General features: G+C 72.2%; 23 protein-coding genes. 10 read left to right on the top strand and 13 right to left on the bottom strand.

What is annotated here, in order from left to right; genetic code table 11:
* Positions 1-170: 170 nt before the first annotated feature.
* From LUZ64_RS11085 to LUZ64_RS11070, 4 genes are all read right to left on the bottom strand, one after another.
* Positions 171-1,640: an FAD-dependent monooxygenase gene (locus tag LUZ64_RS11085; protein ID WP_095584965.1), complete on the bottom strand. Its 1,470-nt coding sequence runs from the start codon at positions 1,638-1,640 to the stop codon at positions 171-173.
* 76 nt (positions 1,641-1,716) lie between these two features.
* Entirely contained in the window at positions 1,717-1,932 is a 216-nt protein-coding gene (locus LUZ64_RS11080) for a ferredoxin (RefSeq protein ID WP_095584966.1), read from the bottom strand.
* 123 nt (positions 1,933-2,055) lie between these two features.
* On the bottom strand, positions 2,056-3,297 hold the full coding sequence (locus LUZ64_RS11075) for a cytochrome P450 family protein (RefSeq protein ID WP_095584967.1): 1,242 nt from the start codon (positions 3,295-3,297) through the stop codon (positions 2,056-2,058).
* 68 nt (positions 3,298-3,365) lie between these two features.
* The gene (locus tag LUZ64_RS11070; protein ID WP_095584968.1) at positions 3,366-4,268 is read right to left on the bottom strand and encodes an SCO6745 family protein; all 903 of its coding nucleotides are present in this window, start codon (positions 4,266-4,268) and stop codon (positions 3,366-3,368) included.
* 472 nt (positions 4,269-4,740) lie between these two features.
* Between LUZ64_RS11070 and LUZ64_RS11065 the strand changes: the two genes are divergently transcribed.
* The 3 genes from LUZ64_RS11065 (at position 4,741) to LUZ64_RS11055 (ending at position 8,398) form a co-directional block, all read left to right on the top strand.
* Complete coding sequence (locus tag LUZ64_RS11065; protein WP_095584969.1) at positions 4,741-5,817, top strand: AMP-binding protein; 1,077 nt, start codon at positions 4,741-4,743, stop codon at positions 5,815-5,817.
* Between the two features lie 2 nt (positions 5,818-5,819).
* Positions 5,820-7,208, top strand: coding sequence for an aldehyde dehydrogenase family protein (locus LUZ64_RS11060; protein WP_095584970.1), 1,389 nt, complete (start codon positions 5,820-5,822; stop codon positions 7,206-7,208).
* A gap of 251 nt (positions 7,209-7,459) precedes the next feature.
* Complete coding sequence (locus tag LUZ64_RS11055; protein WP_232389913.1) at positions 7,460-8,398, top strand: S1 family peptidase; 939 nt, start codon at positions 7,460-7,462, stop codon at positions 8,396-8,398.
* Positions 8,399-8,416: 18 nt separating this feature from the next.
* On the opposite strand, the gene LUZ64_RS11050 is transcribed toward LUZ64_RS11055, so the two are convergent.
* On the bottom strand, positions 8,417-8,839 hold the full coding sequence (locus LUZ64_RS11050) for a hypothetical protein (RefSeq protein ID WP_095584972.1): 423 nt from the start codon (positions 8,837-8,839) through the stop codon (positions 8,417-8,419).
* Positions 8,840-9,217: 378 nt separating this feature from the next.
* Here LUZ64_RS11050 and LUZ64_RS11045 point away from each other — a divergent pair, with 378 nt between their 5' ends.
* From LUZ64_RS11045 to LUZ64_RS11015, 7 genes are all read left to right on the top strand, one after another.
* Complete coding sequence (locus tag LUZ64_RS11045; RefSeq protein WP_095584973.1) at positions 9,218-10,183, top strand: putative protein N(5)-glutamine methyltransferase; 966 nt, start codon at positions 9,218-9,220, stop codon at positions 10,181-10,183.
* A gap of 375 nt (positions 10,184-10,558) precedes the next feature.
* A complete protein-coding gene (locus LUZ64_RS11040) occupies positions 10,559-10,867 on the top strand; it encodes a hypothetical protein (protein WP_095584974.1) in 309 nt (102 codons plus the stop codon).
* Between the two features lie 327 nt (positions 10,868-11,194).
* Positions 11,195-12,181, top strand: a complete 987-nt coding sequence (locus LUZ64_RS11035) for a bifunctional MaoC family dehydratase N-terminal/OB-fold nucleic acid binding domain-containing protein (RefSeq protein ID WP_095581533.1) — start codon at positions 11,195-11,197, stop codon at positions 12,179-12,181.
* A complete protein-coding gene (locus tag LUZ64_RS11030) occupies positions 12,178-12,675 on the top strand; it encodes a MaoC family dehydratase (protein ID WP_232389914.1) in 498 nt (165 codons plus the stop codon). The genes LUZ64_RS11035 and LUZ64_RS11030 overlap by 4 nt, the downstream gene beginning before the upstream one ends.
* A complete protein-coding gene (locus tag LUZ64_RS11025) occupies positions 12,672-13,838 on the top strand; it encodes a lipid-transfer protein (RefSeq protein ID WP_095581531.1) in 1,167 nt (388 codons plus the stop codon). Before LUZ64_RS11030 ends, LUZ64_RS11025 begins: the two co-directional genes overlap by 4 nt.
* A gap of 53 nt (positions 13,839-13,891) precedes the next feature.
* Positions 13,892-14,740, top strand: coding sequence for a glycoside hydrolase domain-containing protein (locus tag LUZ64_RS11020; RefSeq protein ID WP_095581530.1), 849 nt, complete (start codon positions 13,892-13,894; stop codon positions 14,738-14,740).
* A gap of 219 nt (positions 14,741-14,959) precedes the next feature.
* Complete coding sequence (locus LUZ64_RS11015) at positions 14,960-15,499, top strand: SigE family RNA polymerase sigma factor (protein WP_095581529.1); 540 nt, start codon at positions 14,960-14,962, stop codon at positions 15,497-15,499.
* A 3-nt stretch (positions 15,500-15,502) separates the two neighbouring features.
* Here LUZ64_RS11015 and LUZ64_RS11010 read toward each other — a convergent pair whose 3' ends face one another.
* The 8 genes from LUZ64_RS11010 to LUZ64_RS10975 all read right to left on the bottom strand — a co-directional run bounded on the left by LUZ64_RS11010 (position 15,503) and on the right by LUZ64_RS10975 (position 21,507).
* Entirely contained in the window at positions 15,503-16,111 is a 609-nt protein-coding gene (locus LUZ64_RS11010; protein ID WP_095581528.1) for a hypothetical protein, read from the bottom strand.
* 143 nt (positions 16,112-16,254) lie between these two features.
* Complete coding sequence (locus LUZ64_RS11005) at positions 16,255-16,761, bottom strand: carboxymuconolactone decarboxylase family protein (RefSeq protein WP_211305027.1); 507 nt, start codon at positions 16,759-16,761, stop codon at positions 16,255-16,257.
* A gap of 198 nt (positions 16,762-16,959) precedes the next feature.
* Entirely contained in the window at positions 16,960-18,159 is a 1,200-nt protein-coding gene (locus LUZ64_RS11000; RefSeq protein ID WP_232389915.1) for a methyltransferase domain-containing protein, read from the bottom strand.
* Complete coding sequence (gene tgmB, locus LUZ64_RS10995; RefSeq protein ID WP_095584660.1) at positions 18,156-19,124, bottom strand: ATP-grasp ribosomal peptide maturase; 969 nt, start codon at positions 19,122-19,124, stop codon at positions 18,156-18,158. The genes LUZ64_RS11000 and tgmB overlap by 4 nt, the downstream gene beginning before the upstream one ends.
* A 7-nt stretch (positions 19,125-19,131) precedes the next feature.
* On the bottom strand, positions 19,132-19,422 hold the full coding sequence (locus LUZ64_RS10990; RefSeq protein WP_095584659.1) for a hypothetical protein: 291 nt from the start codon (positions 19,420-19,422) through the stop codon (positions 19,132-19,134).
* Between the two features lie 105 nt (positions 19,423-19,527).
* Entirely contained in the window at positions 19,528-19,905 is a 378-nt protein-coding gene (locus LUZ64_RS10985) for an NUDIX hydrolase (protein WP_095584658.1), read from the bottom strand.
* A 380-nt stretch (positions 19,906-20,285) separates the two neighbouring features.
* Positions 20,286-20,477, bottom strand: coding sequence for a DUF397 domain-containing protein (locus tag LUZ64_RS10980; RefSeq protein ID WP_095584662.1), 192 nt, complete (start codon positions 20,475-20,477; stop codon positions 20,286-20,288).
* 10 nt (positions 20,478-20,487) lie between these two features.
* A complete protein-coding gene (locus tag LUZ64_RS10975) occupies positions 20,488-21,507 on the bottom strand; it encodes a helix-turn-helix domain-containing protein (RefSeq protein ID WP_308251417.1) in 1,020 nt (339 codons plus the stop codon).
* Positions 21,508-21,671 lie beyond the last annotated feature (164 nt).

Raw genomic sequence — 21,671 nt, 5'->3', positions numbered from 1 at the left:
TTGAGTGGTGGGGCGGGCGGGGTACGGCCGGAGCGGGCCGCGTGTCGTACGGGGCCGCGCCGTGTACGGGCCGCGTGCCGTACGGGCCGTGCCATGTACGGGCCCGCCGCGTACGGTCCGTGCCGTGTACGGGCCCGCCGCGTACGGGCTTTGCGGAAGGCGGCCGGCGCTCAGACGGCGGGTTCGCCGAACCAGCGGCGCAGGGCCGCCTCCAGGTCGCCGTCACCGCTCACCCAGGCCACGTATCCGTCCGGCCGGATCAGCAGGGCGTCGGGCTCGGCGGGCTCGCCGGGCTCCGGGGCGTAGGCGGCCCGCGCGGTCACCACGTCCAGGCGGTCCGCCCAGGCGCCCGCGGTCACCGCGGCGCCCTCGGCGTCGCCGAGGACCAGCAGCACGCCGCGCGCCGTGTGCAGCAGCTCGGTGCTGGTGGCCTTCTCGCCGTCCGCCAGGACGAGCTGGGTCTCCGGCATCCGCGCGCCGAGCAGCGGGTGCCCGCCGGGGCCGACGTCGTAGCGGATGTCCAGGCCGCTGACCAGGCCCGCGAGGTAGCGGGCCGCGTCCTCGCGGCGGAACACCTGGGTGAGGACGTCGCGCAGCGGCTGCGTCTCGTCGCCGCCGAGGAACAGCGTGGCCTGCGCGCGGGTGTTCTTCAGCAGCTCCGCGCCGACCGGGTGGCGCTCCGCGTGGTACGTGTCGAGGAGGTCCTCGGCGGCGCCGCCGGTGACCACGGCGCCGAGCTTCCAGCCGAGGTTCACGGCGTCCTGGATGCTGACGTTCATGCCCTGGCCGCTCGCGGGCAGGTGGATGTGCGCGGCGTCGCCGGCCAGCAGCACCCGGCCACGCCGGTACTCGCTCGCCTGGCGCGACGCGTCCGTGAAGGAGCTCACCCACAGCGGGGTGGCGTCGGAGATGTCGTCCCCGCTGACCCGCCGCCAGGCCTCGGCGACCTCGGAGAACGCGGGCGGGCCGGTGCGCGGCACGGGCGTCATGCCGTGCTCGTAGACCACCACGCGCATCGTGTCCTCGCCCAGCGGCGCGGCCAGCAGCATGCCGCCCGGGCGCCGCGAGCCCGACCACAGCTTGGGCAGCTCGAAGTCCTTGACGTCGGCGAGGAGCATCTCGGCGGTGGCGTCGGTGCCGGGGAAGGCGAAGCCGCCGAGCTTGCGGACGACGCTGCGGCCGCCGTCGCAGCCGACCAGGTACGGGGCGGTGAGCCGCACCTCGCCGGCCGGGGTCCGGACCTCCACCTCGACGTGCGCGCCGGTGTCCGCGAGGCCCGTGACCTCGTGGTCGCGGCGGATGTCGACGCCGAGCTCCCGGGCCCACGCGCCGAGCACCTCGACGGTGCGCGCCTGCGAGACGCCGGTGACGCTCGCGTGCGTACCGCCGCCGACCGCGAAGTCGATGGGCACGCTGCCGAAGTGGCCGCCGGGCGAGCGGTTCAGGTCGCCGAAGCGGGGCAGCAGGCCGCGCTGGTCGAACACCTCCAGGGTGCGCGCCGTGAACCCCATGCCGCGGGACTCGACGTGGGAATCGCTCTCGCGCTCCAGGACGACGACGTCCGCGCCGGCGAGGCGCAGTTCCGCGGCGAGCATGAGCCCGGCGGGGCCCGCGCCTACGACGACGACGTCCGTGTCCATGGCTTCTGCTGGCATCTCTCTCCCCCGTGATGGATTTCTCGGACCGGCCGGGTGGTCGTGGCCGGTCGGTCGTCGGTCAGTCGTCGGTCGTGGTGACGGTGATGGCGCCGGTCGGGCAGCAGTCGGCGATGTCCCGCAGGAGTTCGAGACGGTCCGGGCCGGTCTCCCCGGAGGCGTCCGCGGTGGCGACGGCGATGCCCTCGGCGTCCAGCCGGAACAGCTCCGAGGCCATCACCTCGCACAGCCCCGCACCGAGGCAGAGGTTCCGGTCGACGTGGGCGGTGGCTCGCATGGTGGCTCTCCTTCGGGCCGGGACCCCGGCCGGTGGTTACGGCGGCTCCGGCGATCGGCTGGTGGGCGGTCCGCCGGGGCGCGGGCGGTGGTTCCGCCGCGCCTCGGCGGACCGGTGCTGCGCTCAGGCCCGGGACGCGCCCGAGGCGGTGACCGGCAGCGCGGTCAGCCGGCGGATCGCCCAGCTGTCGATGTAGCGCAGCTCCTCGCGCGGGACGTCCAGGGCAAGCTTCGGGAAGCGCTCGACCAGGGCGTGGATGGCGATCTCGCCCTCCAGGCGGGCCAGGGCCGCGCCCATGCAGTTGTGCAGGCCGTGGCCGAAGCCGACGTGCCGCTTCCCGGTACGGGCGATGTCGAGCCGCTCGGGCTCGGGGAAGTGCCGGGGATCGCGGTTGGCGGCCAGCAGCCCGGCGATCACGGGCGCCCCGGCGGGCAGCTTCGTACCCGCCAGCTCGATCTCCTCGGTGGTGACGCGGAACAGCGCGGTGCTGAGCGCGCCGTCGTAGCGCAGCAGCTCCTCGACGGCGTTGCCGGCCAGGTCGGGGGAGGTGCGGAGCAGGTCGGCCTGGTCCGGGTGGTCGAGCAGGGCCAGCACGGCGTTGCCGATGAACCCGCGGACCGTGTCGCTGCCACCCATGATCATGGCGGCGACCATGCCGACGAGCTCGTCCTCGTCGAGGCGGTCGCCGTCGTCGTCGCTGGTCTGGATCAGCGCGGAGGTGAGGTCCTCGCCGGGGTGCAGGCGCTTCTCCGCGACGAGCTCGGCGGAGTACTCGCAGATCCGGCCGAAGGCGGGGCCGGCCTCGTGGATCAGCGCCGGGTCGGACGGGAAGGCCTGGTTGAGGGCCTCGACCAGCTCCCGGTGGCGCTCGATGCGGAAACCGAGGATCTCGCCGAGGGTCTTGGCGGCGACCTCGCCCGCGTAGTCGTCCATGACGTCGAACCGCTCGCGGCGCGCGCAGTCCTCCAGGGTGCGCCCGACGATGGCGCGCACGGTCTCCCGCCACTCCTGGACCCGGCGCGTGGTGAACGGCTTCATCGCCAGGCGGCGCAGCCGGGTGTGGTGGGGCGGGTCGACGACGGCGATGCCGCGCTCCAGGATCGTCCCCTCGGCGGCGACCAGGCCGGCGGCCTTGAACTCGGGGGTGGCGTAGGTGGCGGCCTCCGCGCTGTAGCGGGGGTCGGCCAGCACGGCCTTGACGTCCTCGTACCGGGTGACGATCCAGGTGGGCACGTCGCCGACCGGGAAGCGGAACTCGTGGACCGGGGAGTTCTCCTGGAGCCAGGTCAGGGTGGGGTACGGGTCCTGGTAGTACGCGGGGGAGAACAGTGCGGTCGGGGGTCCCGATATTGCCGCCGACGTCATGGTGGGTCCTCTTCTCTGGCGTTCTCTGGGAGTTCTGGGGCTGGGGTGGCGACGTGACGGAGCGTGCGTCAGAGCTTGTTCCAGGCGTCGGTGTCGGGGGCGAAGAAGGGCAGCAGCTGAGGGATGAACGCCCCGGCGCGGCCCGCGGCGCTGACGAGCCCGTGGACGTACAGGGCCAGCCGCTCGGTGTCCGCGTCGCCCAGGAGCGCGTACGGCGCCCGGTCCAGGCGGTTCGTCTCGCGCTCGACCTCCTCGCGGACCGCGGTACCGCGGGCGGTCAGCGCGCCGTCGCGGTCCACGAGGCCGCGCTCGCGGAGCTCCTCCTCGGCGGCCGCCCACTCCTCCTCGGTCCAGCCGCGCTGGGGCATCACGATCTGCTTCGACATGCCGAGGTCGCTGGCGCAGTCGATGACGAGCGCGTGGACACCGGTCAGCTCGGCGTGGGCGAGCGCGGTGATGTGCCCCTCACCCCGGTACTCGCGCAGCAGGGTCGCCGCGTGCCACAGCGCGAGGTGCGGCTCCCCGGGCACGTCCAGGGCCGCGTTCGCGGCGAACAGCGGCCGCCCGGGGAACCGGCCGGCCGAGGCCGCGGCACCGGCGAGCGCGGCGGCCTCCGCCATCGCCTCCGACCGCACGACGTCCGCGCCGAGCAGCCGCTCCAGGGCCGCGCCGGCGGTCTTCAGCCGCGCCTCGATCGCCCGCTCGGGCGAGACCTTCTCCCACAGCGCGGGGATCCGCTCCGCGACGAACCGGGGCGCGAACGCGTTGCAGACGGCGGTCACGACCGGCGCGTCCACGACACCGAGCGGGGACACCCGGCTCGCGAGGTAGACGCCCGTCGGATCGGTCACCCCGGACGGCGCGAGTTCCTTCGCCAGGTCGTCGGTGAAGTACGGAATCGCATGCAGCGAATTGAGCGCGTGCGCGCAACGGCGCGCATAGGAAGGAGCACCGGTCGGCGTTGCAGTCATGACACCCTCAAGAACGTCGGGAGCGGTTCCGGACAGCGGTGCCGCACGGAAACCCAGCGCCACCGCGGCACCCGACCAGGCGTGGCGGGTCGTTTTCCCGGAATCGCGAATTCCAGCGGCGTCGCGTGCCGCAATTGCCGGATCCGCAATTCCGGGAAACAGCGAATAGCTTCGCCGGGGGGCATACGACGCGGCAAGAAAGTTGACAAAGGGGTGACGTGCGCTGACGGAGATTTGTCGGCGGTGCGGGAACCGCCGTGCCCCGGGCTCGCTCGGCGGTGTTCCGGGTGTTCAGGGCCCTCGGGCGAGGGCGGGACGCATACGTCCGGGTGTTACGACGCATACGTCCGGGCGTTACTACGAGGCAGCCGGACGCCGCCGCTCCGAGCGGCGCCCCGCGCACTCCCCGCCTAGCATCGGTGATCCAGCCTCGTCGTCAGGCACTGCCTGACCGTGGAAAGGCGGAACCGTGATGTCGCACGACTTCGAGCAGCTGCGGGACCCCGACGAGTTCGTACGGGCGGCCATGCAGTGGCATTTCGGCCCCGACACCGGATCCCCCTATTGGCTGGACAGGGCGAGGTCCCTGGAATTCGACCCGCGCACCGACGTCAGGACCTTCGACGACCTGTCGCTCTTCCCCAACATCGTGAACGAGCTGCGGGACGTCCGGGTCGAGGACCTCGTCCCCCGCGGGTACGACGGGGACGCGCGCCCGGTCGGCGTGTACGAGAGCGGCGGCACCACCGGGGCACCGAAGAAGGTGGTCCTCCTGGAGGACTGGCTCACCCGCAACCTCGGTCTGTGGGCCGACAGCCTCAAGGAACACGGCGTCGTCCCGGAGGGCAACTGGCTGAACATCATGCCCAGCGGCCCCCACCTGGCCGGGCCGTTCACCACCCGGATGGCCCAGCGCAGCTCCAGCGTCGTCTTCACCCTCGACATGGACCCCCGCTGGGTGAAACGGCTCATCGCCGAGGGCAGGGCCGAGGACGCCCGGGCCTACGCGGAGCACGTGATCGAGCAGGCCGGGCACATCCTGCGGACCCAGGACGTCAGGTTCCTGATGACCACGCCGCCGCTGCTGCAACGGCTGGCCCGGCGCGAGGAGCTCGTCGAGCTGGTGAACCGGAAGGTGGACACGATCATCTGGGGCGGCGCCAGCATGGACGCCGACACCCGGTACCTGCTGCGCACCGAGGTCTTCCCCGGCACCCGGCTGATCGGCAACTACGGCAGCACGATGGCCCTGGGATCGGCCAACGAACGCCCCGGGCTCGGCGACGACGACCCGTGCGTCTTCGACACCCTGTCGCCGTTCATCACCTACACGGTGGTCGACCCGGAGACCGGCCGCCGGGTGCCCTACGGGGAGCGGGGCCGGGTCGTCATGCACCACGTCAGCAGGTCCGCGCTGTTCCCCAACAACCTGGAGCGGGACGAGGCCACCCGGACGGAGCCCCGGAACGGCTCCGGCGGCGACGCGGTGGCGGACGTCGCGCCGGTCGCGACGTTCGACGACACCCAGGTCATCGAGGGGGTGTACTGACCGTGGGCGGACCGCTCCCGCTCGACGCCCTCGGACCGGCCGGCGCCTACCGGCCCCGCACCCGTACGACCGTCACCGACGTCACCGGCCGCCCCGTCGCGGAACTCGGCCTCGTACCGAGGCTGTTCGTCGACCGCGCCGTCTCCGCGCTGCGCCGGGCGACGGAGATGCCGGAGGACGAGCGGGTGGCCGCGATCGCCCGGGCGGGCGAGGCGTTCGCCTCGGGCACCGTCGCCGGACTGCCCGCGGAGGAACACCAGCGCCTGGTCAGCAGGGTCTCCGGGCTGCCGGTCGCGGTCGTACGGGCGGCCGCCGCGCACACCGCGCGCGCCGCCGCCGACGTCCACCGCGCCGTGCGGCTCGCCCGCCCGGCCGCCGCGGTGGACGACTGGCGGGACCCGCTGACCCGCACCGGCCGGGCGGTGTGGACCCGCCGCGGCGACGTCCTCGCGGTGCACGCCGCCGGCAACCACCCCGGCGTCCACACCCTGTGGCTCCAGGCCCTCGCCCTGGGCTACCGGATCGCGGTACGCCCCTCCACCCGCGAGCCGCTGACCCCCCACCGGCTGGTCACCGCCCTGCGCGACGCCGGGTTCCCCGCCGACCACCTGGTCCTGCTGCCCACCGCCCACGAGGTCGCGGACGCCGTCCTGGACGGCGCCGACCTCGGCGTGGTCTACGGCGGCGACGACGTGACGCGGAGGTACGCCGGGAGTTCACGGGTGCTGGCGCAGGGGCCCGGCCGTTCGAAGATCCTGCTCACCGCGGACGCGGACCCGGACGCGGACCCTGCCCGCCGCGCCGGCCTCGTCGTCGACTCCGTCGTGCGCGAGGGCGGCACGGGCTGTGTCAACGCCACGGCGGTGCTGGTCGAGGGCGACCCCGCGCCGCTGGCGGAGGCCGTCGCGGAACGGCTCGCCGCGATCCCCGGCCTCCCCCCGCAGGACGACCGGGCCACGCTGCCCGTACAGCCGGTGGACACCGCCCGCGCCCTCGAACGCCACCTGCGGGAGCAGGCGTCCGGCACCACCGCCTGGCTGGGCGCGGACGGCGTCGTCGAGGAGCTCGGCGACGGCAGCGCGGTGCTGCGCCCCGCCGTGCACCAGGCCGGCGGGCCGGACGCCCCGCAGCTCGGCGTGGAGATGCCCTTCCCCTGCGTGTGGGTGGCCCCGTGGCACCGGGAGGCCGGGATCGCGCCCCTGCGGGGATCCCTGGTGGTCACCGCCGTCACGGAGGACGAGAAGCTGATCGACGCGCTGCTGGCCGAGCCCACCATCGGCTCGCTCCACCTCGGCGCGTCGCCGACCTGTGACAGCGGGCCGGACATGCCGCACGACGGGTTCCTCGCGGAGTTCCTCATGCGCACCAAGGGGGTCCTCCGCCCGGTGTGACGCGCCCGCGCCCGCCCGGGACTTCTCTGCGGCGGGGGTGGCTGTCCGTGAGGGGCCGAGGGGAAAACACACACGTGGGACGAACGCATGTGGCGGGTTTTGTCGCTTATGCGGGTGGTTTGGGTGCTGTCAGTTCTACTGTTCGCACAGAGGACTTTCACTCCTTGTGATGATTGATGCACTTTCCGCGCCCCAAGGCGCGGGGCACGCACTTCCGGACTCGTGGTTCCGGCATTCACTCGGGAGATGCCATGCAACGATCCGCTCGACTCCGACGACGCGCCGCCGCGCTCGCCGCCGCGGCCATGGCCGCGCTGGCCGCCGTGGCCCTCACCCCGGCCGGCGCCGCCACGGCCCGGTCCGCGGCCGTCCGCCCCGGTGACGCCCGGCTGGACGCCACCATGGCGGCCCTGAACTCCAGCGACCTGATCCCGGGGACGGCATGGGGCGCGGACCCGGCCACCGGGCGGGTCGTCGTCACCGCCGACCCCACGGTCACGGGGGCCAGGCTGGAGCGGCTGAACGGGGTGCTCAAGCCGCTCGGCCAGTCCGTGGAGCTGAAGAGAACCACCACGGAACTCAGGGCGTTCCTCGCGGGCGGCGACGCGATCCACGCCTCGGCCCTCACCGGCAGCAGGGGGTACTGCTCGCTCGGGTTCAACGTGAAACGGGCCGGCAAGCCGGACGCCTTCCTCACGGCCGGGCACTGCGGCGACCCGATCAAGAGCTGGTCCGACCGCGAGGGCGGCCCGGAGATCGCCCGTGTCCCCGCCGGCGGGTCGAGCTTCCCCGGCGACGACTTCGCCATCGCCGAGTACACCGCCGCCGTCGACCACCCGAGCCAGGTCAACCTCTACAACGGCAGCGTGCAGAACATCACCGGCGCCCGTGACGCGGCCCTCGGCGAGACCGTGCGGCGCAGCGGGGCCACCACCGGCCCGGGCTTCGGGGTGCGCTCGGGCACGGTCACGGGCCTCAACTGGACCGTGACGTACCCGGAGGGCCGGGTCAGCGGCCTCACCCGGACCGATGTGTGCGCCGAGCCCGGCGACAGCGGCGGCTCCTTCTTCATCGGTGACCAGGCCGTGGGCCTCACCTCGGGCGGCAGCGGCAACTGCACCACCGGCGGCACCACGTTCTTCCAGCCGGTGCTGGAGGCGCTGTCGGCGTACGGCGCGACCATCGGGTGAACCCCGGCACCGCCCCGGTCAGACGTTGAACGCCCGCAGCGTGACCGAGGCGGTGCCGTCCTCCTCGTAGTCGACGCCCAGTTCGATGTGCGAGGCCCCGCCGGCCGGCCGGTCGGTCTCCTGGGAGTTGGTGAACTCGAGGTCCCACTCGTAGGAGTCGGGCAGCTGACGCGTCCGCGGGAACGCCTTCAGCAGCTTCGCCGCGACGTCCTCGCGCGGCATCCGGGACTCGACCGTGTAGCCCTGGTCCAACCAGCCCCCGTCGTCCACGCACTTCTTGTCCGTCGCCTCCTCGGGCATCCGGCCGCCCGCGAAGCCCGTGGCCTCCGCGCAACCGGTCTTGTGCGGCTCGAAGGCCTTGCCGCTCAGGACCTCGTACGCGACGAGGCCGACGAAGCAGAGCGGGGCGAGGACCACCGCCGTGACGATGCCACGCGTCACCCACTTCCTCGCCCGGCTCCGCCGGGGGAGGCCGGACGGCGGCCATCCGGTCTGCGGATGCGCGGGGAGCGCCGGGTCCGGCCCCGGGTCCGCCACCGGGGCCGTGTCTTCAGGGGTATTCGCCATTACGTGCCGTTCTTCCGGTAATTGATCGGAAAGTATGCCGTAATGACTGAAGCGGCGGCCCTTCTGAGCTCTTCTGTTTGCACCGGGCGCCGGCTCGGGTAATGTGGCCGCCCAGCAGTGATCGAACTTTTCGACCTAGGAGGTGGGACCCATTACCGCAGTCGCAGGCCGGGTGCTCTCCTCCCTCAGCTGTACGGTCGTCTCTCTCTAGTACGACCGCGAGAGCGCCCTTCGGTATCCCGAAAGGCTCTCATGTCGCTTTCTCTGCCTTCCTCTTCGCCTTCCTCTTCTTCCGTTTCTTCCGTTCCTTCCTCGCTCTCCCTTCCCGCCGTCGTCGTCCGGCTGCGGGCCGTCGGCTGTGTCTTCGCCGAGGACGAGGCGGAGCTGCTCGTCTCCACCGCCCGTACGCCCGCCGAGCTCGCTGCGATGGTGGAGCGGCGCGTCGCCGGGCTTCCCCTGGAACACGTCCTGGGCTGGGCGGAGTTCGCCGGGCTGCGGATAGCCGTCGACGCCGGGGTGTTCGTGCCGCGCCGCCGGACCGAGGTCCTGGCCCGGGAGGCCCTCGCGCTGGCGCGGCTCGCCGTCGGGGCGCCCCGTCCCGGCCGTCCGGCCCGGTCCGCGGGCCCGGCCGCCGTGCCCTCGCGTGCCGTCGTGGTCGACCTGTGCTGCGGCTCGGGCGCGGTCGGCGCCGTGCTGGCGGGGTCCTTGGAGGGGATCGAGCTCTACGCGGCCGACATCGAGCCCGCCGCCGTGCGGTGCGCGCGGCGCAACATCGGTGACCGCGGCCTCGTCTACGAGGGGGACCTCTACGACCCGCTGCCCGCCTCGCTGCGCGGCCGTGTGGACGTCCTGGTGGCCAACGCGCCCTATGTGCCCACCGAGGCCATCGAGTTCCTGCCGCCGGAGGCCCGGATCCACGAGCCGAGGGTCGCGCTCGACGGCGGGTCGGACGGGCTGGAGATCCAGCGGCGGGTCACCGCCGGTGCGGCGGAGTGGCTGGCGCCCGGCGGGCACCTCCTGGTGGAGACGAGCGAGCGGCAGGCGCCCAGGACCGTGGCGGCGTTCGCCCGCGGCGGTCTCGTCCCGCGCGTGGTGAGCTGTGAGGACCTCGACGCGACCGTGGTCGTCGGCACCCTGCCGGCCCCCGGACCGGCGGCCGGCGGGTCCGGCGGGGCCGTGGTGCGGCCCGCCGTCGGGATTCCGGTCGGCGCTCGGTGAGTCGTTCGTAGGGGTTTCCGGAGGGGCGGCGGGACGTTCCGGCCCCGCTGCCTGAACGTTTTCGCCGTCCGGGTGCCTGCTCCGTTGAACGGGTTTACGGAATTGGCCGAATTTGGGCCGGAACGGTTCTCCCCTTGGGGCGCTTGGGATCCCTGGCTGTGTGAGCGTGCCCTGAGGGGCGCGGGGCAGGGGCTTGAGGGCGTGGTGGGGGTTTATTCCTGAGTGGTCATGCTTGCGAGGGAATAGCGAGCGGCGGGTGGTTCGCCGGGGATTCGGTGGGCAATTCTGAGGTTGCGACGTCGGAAAGTTCGTCGGGTGGTCGGCCAACCGCTCGGCAGTAGGCAGTAGTTCCGTTCCTGTTCTGGAGGAATTGATATGGCAAGCACCCGCACTGCTCGCGTCCTCGCGGCTGTGGCCGCCCTGCCCATGGCCGTCGTGCTCTTCTCCGGCGTCGCCTCGGCCGACGACGGCAACCAGCTGGCGAACCGTGGTTCCAACGCCGCTGCCGCCGCGATCGTGGGGAGCGGCGTCGGGGGTACCAACCACGGCAACTCCACCACGGGGCAGCAGCAGGCCACCGGCACCGGTGCCTCGAACCAGAACAACACCGCGAGCGTCGTCGGTGGCGACGACACCGCCATCCGCCAGGAGAACGTCTCGGTCACCTTCACCAACTGGTGGTAGGCAGCGCCTCGTGGGAGTCCACGAGGTGACGGGGTGAATGTGGACAGGGTCTGGTGATGGCGCGCGACGGCACTCCGGTGCCGTCGCGCGGCCATGCGCGGATCCGCCTGGCATACGGATCCGCGCGGCGGGTACGGGGCCGCCGAGCCGCCGGCGGCCCCGCTTCCGTTGTGCGGGCGGCTCCCCGGTGGCGGAGGTGCGTCGTTCTTGACATCCCCAGTTTTTCTGACGGACAGTCAGAAAAACTTGGAGGGACCCATGAGCGACCCCACCGCACCCCCCTCACGAACCCCACGGCCCCCACGGCCCCCGCGGCCCCCGCGGCGCTTGCGGGCGGAGGACCTCGCGGGCTTCGAAGGGCGGCCCGCCGCCGTCTCCGGCCGGGCCAAGGACCCCGTCAACGCGCCCATGATCAGGCACTGGTGCGAGGCGATGGGCGACCGTCACCCCGCCTACGCCGGCCCCGACCCCGTCGCCCCGCCCACCATGCTCCAGGCGTGGATCATGGGCGGCCTCTCCGGGCACGGCCCGCGGGGCGGCCGCGCCGACGCCTACGGCCGGCTGCTGGGCCTGCTCGACCGCGCCGGGTACACCGCCGTCGTCGCCACCGACTGCGAACAGGAATACCCGCGACCGCTGCGGCCCGGCGACGAGCTCACCTTCGACTCCGTGATCGAGACCGTTTCGCCCCTCAAGAGCACACGGCTCGGCGACGGCCACTTCGTCACGACGCGCACGGAGATCCGTACGGCGGGCGTCCTCGTGGGAACGCACCGCTTCCGGATCTTCAAGTACGCGCCCGCGGGCAGCGGCCCGGAGCCCGGGAGGGCCGCGTCCGGAGCCGTCCCCGAGGAGTTCGGGCCCGTCCCCGAGAAGTCCGGACCCTCCCCGGGGGAGCCCCGCCCCCAGCGCCCCCGCCCCGTGATCAACCGCGACAACGCCGGCTTCTGGGAGGGCGTCGCCGCCGGCGAGCTGCTCATCCAGCGCTGCGCGGCCTGCGCCGAGCTCCGTTTCCCCTGGCTGCCCGGGTGCGGGCGGTGCGGCTCACCGGACTGGACGACCGTCCGGGCGTCCGGCGCGGGCCGGGTCTTCTCGTACGTGATCATGCATCACCCGCCCTTCCCCGCCTTCGACCCCCCGTACGCCGTCGGGCTGATCGAACTGGCCGAAGGCGTAAGGATGATCGGTAATCTCATAGGTGCGGAGCCGGACCATGTGCGTATCGGGACCCGCGTCGAGCTGGAGTTCCTCCAGGTGGACACGGGGCTTCGGTTACCCGTATTCCGGGCGCTCCCGGACGGGGCGGACGCATGAGACCCGGCGACGAACTGCCTCCGCTGTCCGTACCCGTCACCCGTACGCTGGTCGTCGCGGGCGCCCTCGCCTCCCGTGACTTCCAGGACGTGCACCACGACGCAGAAGCGGCCCGCGCCAAGGGCTCTCCTGACATCTTCATGAACATCCTCACCACCAATGGTCTGGTGGGCCGGTACATCACCGACCATTTCGGTGCCGACGCGACACTGGTGAGGGTTTCGATCCGGCTCGGTGTGCCCAACTATCCAGGCGATGTCCTGGTGTTGAGCGGAAGGGTCGTTTCCGTGAGTCCTGCCCGTGAGGCCGGCCGGTGCGCCGTCGAGGTCGCCGTCGCCGGGACGAACCGGCTCGGACGCCATGTGACCGGGACCGTCGGGGTGACCCTGCCCGCGGCCGGGGTGAACGGGGTGACCGGGGCGGCCGGGGCGTCCGGGGTGACCGGGGCGGCCGGGGCGGCCGGGGCGTCCGGGGTGACCGGGGGCGGATCATGAGCGCCCGGCGCGGGGCCGGCCTCTCCGGTGCCGCCGCCGTCGTGGGCGTCGGCGCCACGGAGTTCTCCAAGGACTCCGGCCGCAGCGAGCTCGCCCTCGCGGCCGAGGCCGTGCGGGCCGCCCTCGCCGACGCCGGTCTCGGGCCCGGCGACGTCGACGGCCTGGTCACCTTCACCATGGACACCAGCCCCGAGATCACCGTCGCCCAGGCCGTCGGCATCGGGGAGCTGACCTTCTTCTCCCGCGTCCACTACGGCGGCGGGGCCGCCTGCGCCACCGTGCACCAGGCCGCGCTCGCCGTCGCGGCGGGCGCGGCGGAGGTCGTCGTCTGCTACCGCGCCTTCAACGAGCGCTCCGGCCGCCGCTTCGGCGCCGGGACGCAGCGGCGCGAGCCGACGGCGGAGGGCGTGGCGCTCGGCTGGGCGCTGCCCTTCGGGCTGCTCACGCCGGCGTCCTGGGTCGCCATGGCCGCCCGCCGCTACCTCCACACATACGGTCTGACACCCGAGGCGTTCGGGCACGTCGCCGTCACCGGCCGCCGCCACGCGGCGGCCAACCCGGCCGCGTACTTCCACGGCAGGCCGATCACCCTGGCCGACCACGCCGCCTCCCGCTGGATCGCCGAGCCGCTGCGGCTGCTCGACTGCTGCCAGGAGACGGACGGCGGACAGGCGGTCGTCGTGACCTCCGTCGACCGGGCCCGTACGCTCCCGCACCCGCCGGCCGTGATCGTCGCCGCCGCTCAGGGCGCGGGCCGGGCGCAGGAGCAGATGACCAGCTTCTACCGGGACGACCTGACCTGCCTGCCCGAGGCGGGCGCGGTCGCCCGGCAACTGTGGCGTTCCAGCGGCCTGACCCCGGGAGACATCGACGTGGGCATTCTGTACGACCACTTCACACCGTTCGTGCTGATGCAGCTGGAGGAGTACGGGTTCTGCGGGCCCGGTGAGGCCGCGGACTTCGTCGCGGCCGGCGCGCTGCCGCTCAACACCCATGGCGGCCAGCTCGGCGAGGCGTACCTGCACGGCATGAACGGCATCGCCGAGGCGGTGCGCCAGCTGCGCGGCACCGCCGTCAACCAGGTCCCCGGCGCCGCGCGGGTCCTCGTCACCGCCGGGAGCGGTGTTCCCACGTCCGGGCTGCTTCTCGGGGCAGACGGATGAACCGAGGGCGTGTCAGCGGGGGAGGCCGGTCCGGGGCGCCTATCACTCGGCGTATGGACCGACTGGACCGCCTAAGGAAGATCATCGGATTTTTTGTCGCTCTGACGGTCGCCATGGCGCAGCTGGTCAGCGGCGCCCAGCCCGCCACGGCGGACGACAGGGGCGATCCCAGGTCCGAGGGGGCGGAAGTCTTCAGGGGCTGGGGCTTCGACACCTGCCAGGCCCCGTCGCTGTCCGCGATGCGGGCGTGGCGGGCCTCCGACTACCGTGCCGTCGGCGTCTACTTCGCCGGCCGGGCCCGCGCCTGCCCGCGGCAGACGTATCTCAACGCCAACTGGCTGGCCGACGCCGACGACCTCGGCTGGCGGATGCTGCCGATCTTCGTCGGCTCGCAGTCGCCGTGCGTCAAGGCCGGGCACAAGCGGGGCTTCTCCATCAGCAGCTACGACCCCTACGGCCAGGGCCAGGAGGAGGGCCACGAGGCCGCCGACCGGGCCGGCGCGCTCGGCATCGCCCGCCGAAGCCCGCTCTACCTCGACATGGAGGCGTACGACCACTACAACTCCTCCTGTGCCCGGACGACGCTGTCCTTCGTCCGCGGCTGGAGCTCGACCGTGCGCAGCCGCGGCTATCTGGCCGGCTTCTACAGCAGCGCCGACTCCGGCGTCCGGCACATGGAGCGGGCCCGCCGGAACGGGACGGGCGGGCTGCCCGACCTGATGTGGTTCGCCCGCTGGCAGGTCCCCGCCTCGACCTCGGGCGAGCCGGTGCTCTCCCGCTCGGCGTGGACGCCCCACCGCCGGATCCACCAGTACCGGGGCAATGTCACCGAGACCCACGGAGGCCGGCGGATCACCATCGACCGCAACCTCGTGGACGCCCCGGTGGCGATCATCGACTGACGGCGGTTCCCGCCGCCGTCGGGGACGGGGGCGGGGGCGGAGCGGGCGCCACCGGTCGGGGCCGGCGGGCGCCGCTCCGCCCCCGACCCCCGAGGCGGCCCCTGAGCACCCTCCCCCTCCAGGAGGTGGGGGCAGCACCAGCAGTACGACCTGAGGCGGACCGTCCTTCGGCACCTGCGGGCGATCCGCCGGGTACAGGTGCGCTTCTAGCGTTAAGGCATGACAGCTACCACGACGTCTGTGTGCACCAGCGCATCCACCGCCGTGTACCCGTCGTTCTCCTCCTACGTACGGGCACGCGGACCGGTGCTCCAGCGCACCGCCCGCTCTCTGACAGCGAACCCGTGCGACGCGGAGGACCTGCTCCAGACGGCGCTGACCAAGACGTATCTCGCGTGGGAGCGCATAGAGGACCACCGGGCCCTGGACGGCTACGTCCGCCGGGCCCTGGTGAATACGCGTACCTCGCAGTGGCGCAAGCGCAAGGTCGAGGAGTTCCCCTACGACGAGCTCCCCGAGCGCGAGTCCGCGGCCGCGCCGGACCCGGCGGAGGCGCAGGCGCTGCGCGACGCGATGTGGCGCGCCGTGCTGCGGCTGCCGGTGCGGCAGCGGGCGATGGTCGTCCTCAGGTATTACGAGGACCTCACCGAGGTGCAGACGGCGGAGCTGCTGGGGGTCTCGGTGGGGACGGTGAAGAGCGCGGTTTCGCGGGCGCTCGGGAAGCTCCGGGAGGACCCGGAGCTCTCGCGGGCGGCCTGACCGCTATCGCGGTCCGAGCAGGCCGGTGACCTGCTCCAGGACGTCGACGCCCGTGCTCCCCGTGAAGACCCGGGTGCCCGCGGGCAGGGGGCTGGTGGTGAATCCGGCGGCGAGGGCGTCCGCGCCGGCCGGGGTGAGGTTCATGGGGATGTCCTCGGCGCTCACCTTGGTCAGGTACAGCTTCAGCCGGGCCGTCGGCGAGGTGAGGACGTCGATCCGCCTGCCGTGGTGGACGGCCGAGGTGATCATGTTCCGGTCCGGGGTGACCGAGGCCGCCAGGTCCTCGAACGCCACCCGCCGCTGACCGCGGTGGAAGGCGAAGCCGCCCCCGCCGGCCGCGCCCCGCCCGGAGAGGTCCGGGTTGATCCGCCCGGCGGTCTCCACGCTCGTCCGCACGCACGCCCGTCCCCCCTCGGTGACCAGGGTGGACGGCGCGACGGCCGTCAGCCGGATCCGCGCGTCGCGCAAGGCGGCCGCGGCGGCGTCGGTCGGACAGAGGGTGACCGGCGTCCCGGCGGGTGCCGCCGCGTCGGCGGTCTGCGGGGCGGACGTGGCCACGGCGGTCAGCGAGGTCACGGCGAGGGCGAGAGCGCGGAGGGGATGCCTGGTCACAGCGGGCTCCGGGGGTTCGGGTGCGTGTTCGGCGCCGGCCGGGGACGGCCGCGCCTGGCCAACGCGGCCCGGCACCGCGCGTCACGCCCCGCCCGGCCGACGTCAGCCGGGCGGCGTAAGCCCGTCCGGCCCGCGGTCGGGCCTCAGGCCCAGGGGTCGGTGAACGACCGCCCGGGGACCGGCTTGGCGATCAGGGCGATGGGCACGAAGAAGTTCACCTGCCCGATGGCGACGGTCAGGGTGGCCAGCGCCTTGTCGTCGTAGTGCCCGGACACCTCGGCGTACAGCTCGTCGGACACCCGCTCGCCGTGCGCGGACGGCTGGAGCACCGCTTCGACGAGCGCCAGCGCGGCCCGCTCGGCGCCGGTGAAGTACGGCGAGTCCTGCCAGGACGCCACCGAGGTGATCCGCTCCTCGGACTCCCCGGCCTTGCGCAGGAAACCCGTGTGCAGAACGGTCAGGTAGGTGCTGCCGACGATCTGCCCGGCGCGCAGCTGGACCAGACTGATCGTGGCCCGGGGCACGGAACGGTTGCCGGTGGCCTTGAACAGGGCCGCCGAAACCTCCGCCACCTCGGGCACGAGCTCCAGCGGGTCCCGGGCCATCCGGGGGCGCGCCGGGATCTCTGCGGTGATGGGACGTGCGGTCATTGTGGTGTTCCCTCCGTGTCGTGCGTGGCTTTCACCGCACTGACGGAGCGCGCCGGGGGAATGTGACAGCGGGCCGGAAGAAGTTTCGCGGGACCCGTCGAACAGCGCGCGCCCGCACCTCCTTCGACGCCGGACCGCCTCCGCTGTTCCGAGGACACTCGGCGGCCCCGGACCGCGACCTGCGGACCGGGGCCGCCCTCAGGCCTGGGGCCGGCCGCCGGCGGTGAGTTCCCACCGGTGGCCGTCGGGGCGGTACCAGGCGGCGGCACGGCCATCGGGGTCACGGACGTACCCGAACTGTTCTTGTGCGGGGCGGTCGTGGCGGTCCCACCAGTGCCACGCGCCCTCGACCTGGTGCCACAGGTCCGGTGATCCGCCGTGGGTGACGTGGTCGGTGTGATCGCCGCTGAGTGGCACGCGGGCCCACGAGCCGTCGGGGCACTGGAGCTGAAGTGCCGTGCCGGTGTCATCGGTGTTGTAGACGAGGCGGGCATCGGGCAGGAAGAAGGAGAGCACGAGGCGGAAGGGATAGTTCGCTCGGATGTCCGCGGCCGTGACGACGGTGGGGCGGGTGTCCGCTTCGGGGGCACGGGGGGACCGGTCGGGGGTGGAGTAGGCGCGGGCGTCCGCGCGTGCCGCCATGAAGCGCCCCGCGGTGGCGGTGAAGCCACCGGTGGCCCGTCGCCCGTTGTCGACGGTGACGTGGACGAGACCGCCCTCGATGCCGAGTGCGAGATCGGTGAGGATCGCCCCGCCGGGCCTGGTCCGCTCGATCCACGCGGCGGGGAGGTGGGTGACCGAGCAGGTGGCGATGATCCGGTCGAAGGAAGTAGCGGAGCCCGGGTATCCCTCGCGGCCGTCGCCGACAGCGAGGTGGGGCGTATAGCCGGCGGCGGCGAGGCGGGTGCGGGCGGTCTCGACGAGGCCGGGGTCGACGTCGACGGAGTAGACACGGCTGTCGCCGAGACGGGCGCTCAGCAGGGCCGCGTTGTACCCGGTGCCCGTGCCGATTTCGAGGACGAGGTGTTCATCGTCGGGGGCGAGGGTCTCCAGCATCCCGGCCATGAGCCGGGGCAGGGTGCTGGAGGAAGTGGCCACCCCGGTCCATGCGTGGTCGTCGACCTGCTTGGCCGTGGCAGGGTCGAGGGCGGTGACGAGGGTGATGTCGCGGTAGGCGGCGGCGAGGTCGTCGGTGGCGTTGTCGATCCGGCGGTGGCGCCAGACGGCGAAGCCGCGCTGGTCGGTCTCCTGCTCGTACCACTCCGGTACGAAGAGGTGTCGGGGGACGTCGGTGAATGCCCGGGCCCACCGGGGCGACCGGAGAGCGCCGGAGGTCTTCAGTTCGTCGGCGAGCGCGATCATGTAGGGGCGGGCGGCGTCGAGGGTGGGGTCGGTCACTCGGCGGCTCCTGTCATCAGTTCGTCCGCGATGGCTTCAGCGATGGGCAGGCCTGTGGCGTGCTGGATCCAGTCCCACTGCCCGCACGGGTTCACTTCCAGGAACGTCCATGTCCCGTCCGGCGACACGATGAAGTCCAGGGCACCGAACCGGAGATCCAGGCGGCGCATCAGGCGTCGGACTCCGGTGGCGACGTCGTTCGGGGTCTCGGTGGCCCGGTAGGTCAGTGAGCGGTAGTCGCTGCGCCAGTCCGTGTGTGCTTCGGCACTGCCGGCGTGGACCTCGGCGGCGAGCGTGCGGTCGCCGACGACGGTGAGCCGCACCTCGTGGGTCTTGTCGACCCAGCGTTGGAAGAGGTGGGCGGTCGTGTCGATGCCGGTCAGGTCGTCGAGGTCGTGCGCGGTGAGCTTGCGCGTGTAGACGATCTTGAGTTGGCCGCCCTCGATGAAGGCGGGGGTCGCCACGGGTTTGCAGATCAGCGGTCCGCCGGTGTCACCGGCGAACGCGCGGACGGTGTCGGGGGTGTTGGTGATCAGGGTGGGTGGGATGGTGAGGCCGCACTCACGTGCGGCGGCGAGCTGGATCGGCTTGTACTCGGCGCGCGACATCGCCGCGGGGTGGCTGACCCATCGGCAGTCGAGCGCGGACAGGATTCCGCCGAGCCCTGCTCGTGCTTGAGCCGCGGCGAACCTGTATTCGGGCCCTGACATGTTTGCGGCGAGCTGGAACATGTTGGGGGCGCGGTAGTAGGTGGCGGTGATGTCGGCGAGGTCGACGGCGCGGTGTGAGGTGGCGAGTCCGCCGGTCCACCCTCGCCGGGCGTCGATGCGCCCGGCGAGGGTGAGTGCCTGCGGAAACTCCGCGGTGTCCATGCGGAACACCGTCGCCCCTCGGTCCGCGAGCACGTGCACGACGCGGTCGGTCGGCCAGTCGTCACGTGCGGCGATCACGAGGATGGGGGACATGGGACTCTCAGTCCTTCGGGCCCTCGTCGAGGGGCGGCGGGTTTTCGGGGTCGCCGTCCGGGATGGTGGGCGTGTCCGTCTGCATGTACGGCAGCGGCCCGTCGAACAGGGCGACGGACATCTGTGACTCGTCGTCGTAGCGGGCGGGGGGCTTCGCTGTCGCCTGTGTGGCGTCGGGGATGTGCGCGAAGCGCAGGATCCATGGGCGGGTCCGGGTCGGCGGCTCGTCGCTGCGAACGAGCCGCCCCCCTTCGGGAGTGAGCGGGAAGGCATCCCGCGGGTGCGCAACAGTGGTCACAACCGTTGTCCTCTCGTGGTCGATCGGACGGGGACTGGCCGGACGATCCCCCCGCGGGCGCCCGGCCGTGGCCGTCACACAGGTGGCGGCGGTGCTTGAACGGGGCTAGGCGGCGCGGTTGGACACCGGCTTTCCGTCTTCCAGGTACGGGATGCCCACCCGGGCCACCGTGGCCGCTTCCGCGGCCATGGCCCTGCGCCATTGCGGAACGTTTTCCATGAGCTCCTCGTGGCCCATAAACGTGTACTTCAGGATCTCCGGCTCCCGGCCCTCGCGTGCCGGGGGAAGGCTGATCGACGCGATCTGCGCCGCTGACAACTCGCCGCACTCGAACACGATGTTGATGCCCTCCGCCGCGCCGTCCTCGCGGTTCGCCGTGACGTGGTCGATCGCGATCGCCGGGCCCACCTCCACGTGCAGTCGGAGCTTTCGGCGGATCTGGTACCTGACCGCGTCGGCGGCCGTCTCGCCCGCGATGGCCATCCCCCCCCGGGCAGCAGCCAGGTCCGGCCTCGGCCGGACAGCAGCACGAGTACCTTTCCTTGGTTGTTGGTGATACGTGCCAGCCCTGCCAGCCTGCGGGGCGGGGGGTTCGTCCAGGACTCGTTCAGTGTCACCTTCGGCGCCATTGACTCATGCACTCCTTGCGCGGTGGGGCCCCAGTCAACCTTCGTTGATGAACGGGGAGTTGTGCCGCCGTCGGACGTGGATCTGCCTGTCGTTCGCCCGACGGGGCGGTGCAGGGGAAGAACGTAGCGCCGCCAAAAACTTCGGTGCAAGAGTGCACCGGAAAACACTTGCACCGGCATATGCCAAAAGCCCCCCACCTGCGAGGATGGGAGGCTCGGGGGTCCGGAAGATCGCTAGATCAGGTGGTCGAACTCGCCGGACTTGACGTCACAGATGAAGGTGCGCCATCGGGCGGGAGTGGTGGTGACGACCGCCTCGGGGTCATCGCTCTCCCGGATCAGGATCTTCCCGTCGAGCCCGGCTGCTTCCACGCATTCATCTCTATCGCCGGAAAAGGACGACTTCTGCCACTTGGCCTTCGACATCTTCATGCCTTCACAGTTGATTTGCGATGCTGCGGATGAAATCCCTCGACTGCTTGGGGCCGAGGGCGGTTTTCTTGGCGTACCTCAGAATGCTTCGGTAGTTCTCCAGATGGGCTTCGGCGTCGAGAAAAAGTGAGCCGTGGGCGGTGTCGATCTGGACGGTGTCCAGCTTCGGGACGGCGCCCTCGGCGTATGTGGCAGAGGTATTCGCGCCCGGGAACGACCCAGCGGCAAAGGGGATCACCCGAATGGTGACTCCCTCATGGCCGCTGACCTCGATGAGCCTGTCGAGCTGACGGCGTTGTCCGTCCACACCGGCGTGGAGCATCCGCAGGGCGCATTCATGGATCATGAACGTGTGGGGCGTCGCCGGGGTTCTCTGCATGACGCACTTCCGTTGCATCCGGAACGATACGCGGCGCTCGACATCGATCGGGGCGAGCGGCGGAACCGTGTTCTGGAACAGGCTCCTTGCGTACTCTTCGGTCTGGAGAAGGCCCGGGATGTACGCGAGTTGGAGAACCGTCAAGCCGGTGGCGTGATATTCCAGCTCCGCGAGGTCGAGCATGCTCGCGGAGAGTGATCCCCGGTACTCCTCCCACCAACCCTTACCCCGTTCGTCCGTCATAGCAACAAGGGCGCTGATGTACTTGTTGTCCGGGCATGAATAGATCTGCGCAAAGGTGCGGATTCTTTCCGGGCTCAGCCCGAGGCGGCCCGCTTCCGTGTTGCTGATCCGTGTGCGGTCGGCCCCTAGTTCGCGGCCGGCGTGCACGGGAGAGAGGCCGGCCTGCTCGCGCATCTTCCGTAGCTCGGCGCCGAGCCTCTGCTGCCGTCCGGTCGGTGCCGTCCTTGGTGGCATGCCGCTCCTTCCCTGGTGCTGGTGCGCACAGTCTTGCTTGCGATCTTCCGCAGGGTCCAGCAGGTGCACTTTTTCACCGAAGTAGTTGCATTGATTTCCGCCACACCCTATGGTCCTTGACGCATCGCGCAGCACGCCCGGGAAGACCCGAAGTGCAGCCGCCTGCACGCCACTTGGCGTCCCGGGAGGCGGCCGAGCCACGGACGGGCGTGCCGCGCTGAGCTACGACCGTTGGGAGACAGCCCATGCGTACCTCCATGCTCGGCAACTACGCCCGGAACTACCGGCTCACGGCGCCCGCGGCGGCGGACACCGTGCGGGTGGCCCGGGAG

Origin of the sequence: Streptomyces albireticuli (assembly GCF_021228125.1) — a bacterium.
Classification (GTDB): Bacteria; Actinomycetota; Actinomycetes; order Streptomycetales; family Streptomycetaceae; genus Streptomyces; species Streptomyces albireticuli.
Note: the sequence above shows the minus strand (reverse complement) of the source record. Positions and strands in the feature narration are given on the sequence as shown.

Coding starts and splice junctions, on each gene's coding strand:
- LUZ64_RS11005 (WP_211305027.1), bottom strand. CDS start 16,761: ATGACCGCACGTCCCATCACCGCAGAGATCCCGGCGCGCCCCCGGATG.
- LUZ64_RS11085 (WP_095584965.1), bottom strand. CDS start 1,640: ATGGACACGGACGTCGTCGTCGTAGGCGCGGGCCCCGCCGGGCTCATG.
- LUZ64_RS11025 (WP_095581531.1), top strand. CDS start 12,672: ATGAGCGCCCGGCGCGGGGCCGGCCTCTCCGGTGCCGCCGCCGTCGTG.
- LUZ64_RS11070 (WP_095584968.1), bottom strand. CDS start 4,268: ATGACTGCAACGCCGACCGGTGCTCCTTCCTATGCGCGCCGTTGCGCG.
- LUZ64_RS11030 (WP_232389914.1), top strand. CDS start 12,178: ATGAGACCCGGCGACGAACTGCCTCCGCTGTCCGTACCCGTCACCCGT.
- LUZ64_RS11055 (WP_232389913.1), top strand. CDS start 7,460: ATGCAACGATCCGCTCGACTCCGACGACGCGCCGCCGCGCTCGCCGCC.
- LUZ64_RS11065 (WP_095584969.1), top strand. CDS start 4,741: ATGTCGCACGACTTCGAGCAGCTGCGGGACCCCGACGAGTTCGTACGG.
- LUZ64_RS11040 (WP_095584974.1), top strand. CDS start 10,559: ATGGCAAGCACCCGCACTGCTCGCGTCCTCGCGGCTGTGGCCGCCCTG.
- LUZ64_RS10985 (WP_095584658.1), bottom strand. CDS start 19,905: ATGGCCATCGCGGGCGAGACGGCCGCCGACGCGGTCAGGTACCAGATC.
- LUZ64_RS11045 (WP_095584973.1), top strand. CDS start 9,218: ATGTCGCTTTCTCTGCCTTCCTCTTCGCCTTCCTCTTCTTCCGTTTCT.
- LUZ64_RS11020 (WP_095581530.1), top strand. CDS start 13,892: ATGGACCGACTGGACCGCCTAAGGAAGATCATCGGATTTTTTGTCGCT.
- LUZ64_RS11080 (WP_095584966.1), bottom strand. CDS start 1,932: ATGCGAGCCACCGCCCACGTCGACCGGAACCTCTGCCTCGGTGCGGGG.
- tgmB (WP_095584660.1), bottom strand. CDS start 19,124: ATGTCCCCCATCCTCGTGATCGCCGCACGTGACGACTGGCCGACCGAC.
- LUZ64_RS11075 (WP_095584967.1), bottom strand. CDS start 3,297: ATGACGTCGGCGGCAATATCGGGACCCCCGACCGCACTGTTCTCCCCC.
- LUZ64_RS10980 (WP_095584662.1), bottom strand. CDS start 20,477: ATGTCGAAGGCCAAGTGGCAGAAGTCGTCCTTTTCCGGCGATAGAGAT.
- LUZ64_RS11015 (WP_095581529.1), top strand. CDS start 14,960: ATGACAGCTACCACGACGTCTGTGTGCACCAGCGCATCCACCGCCGTG.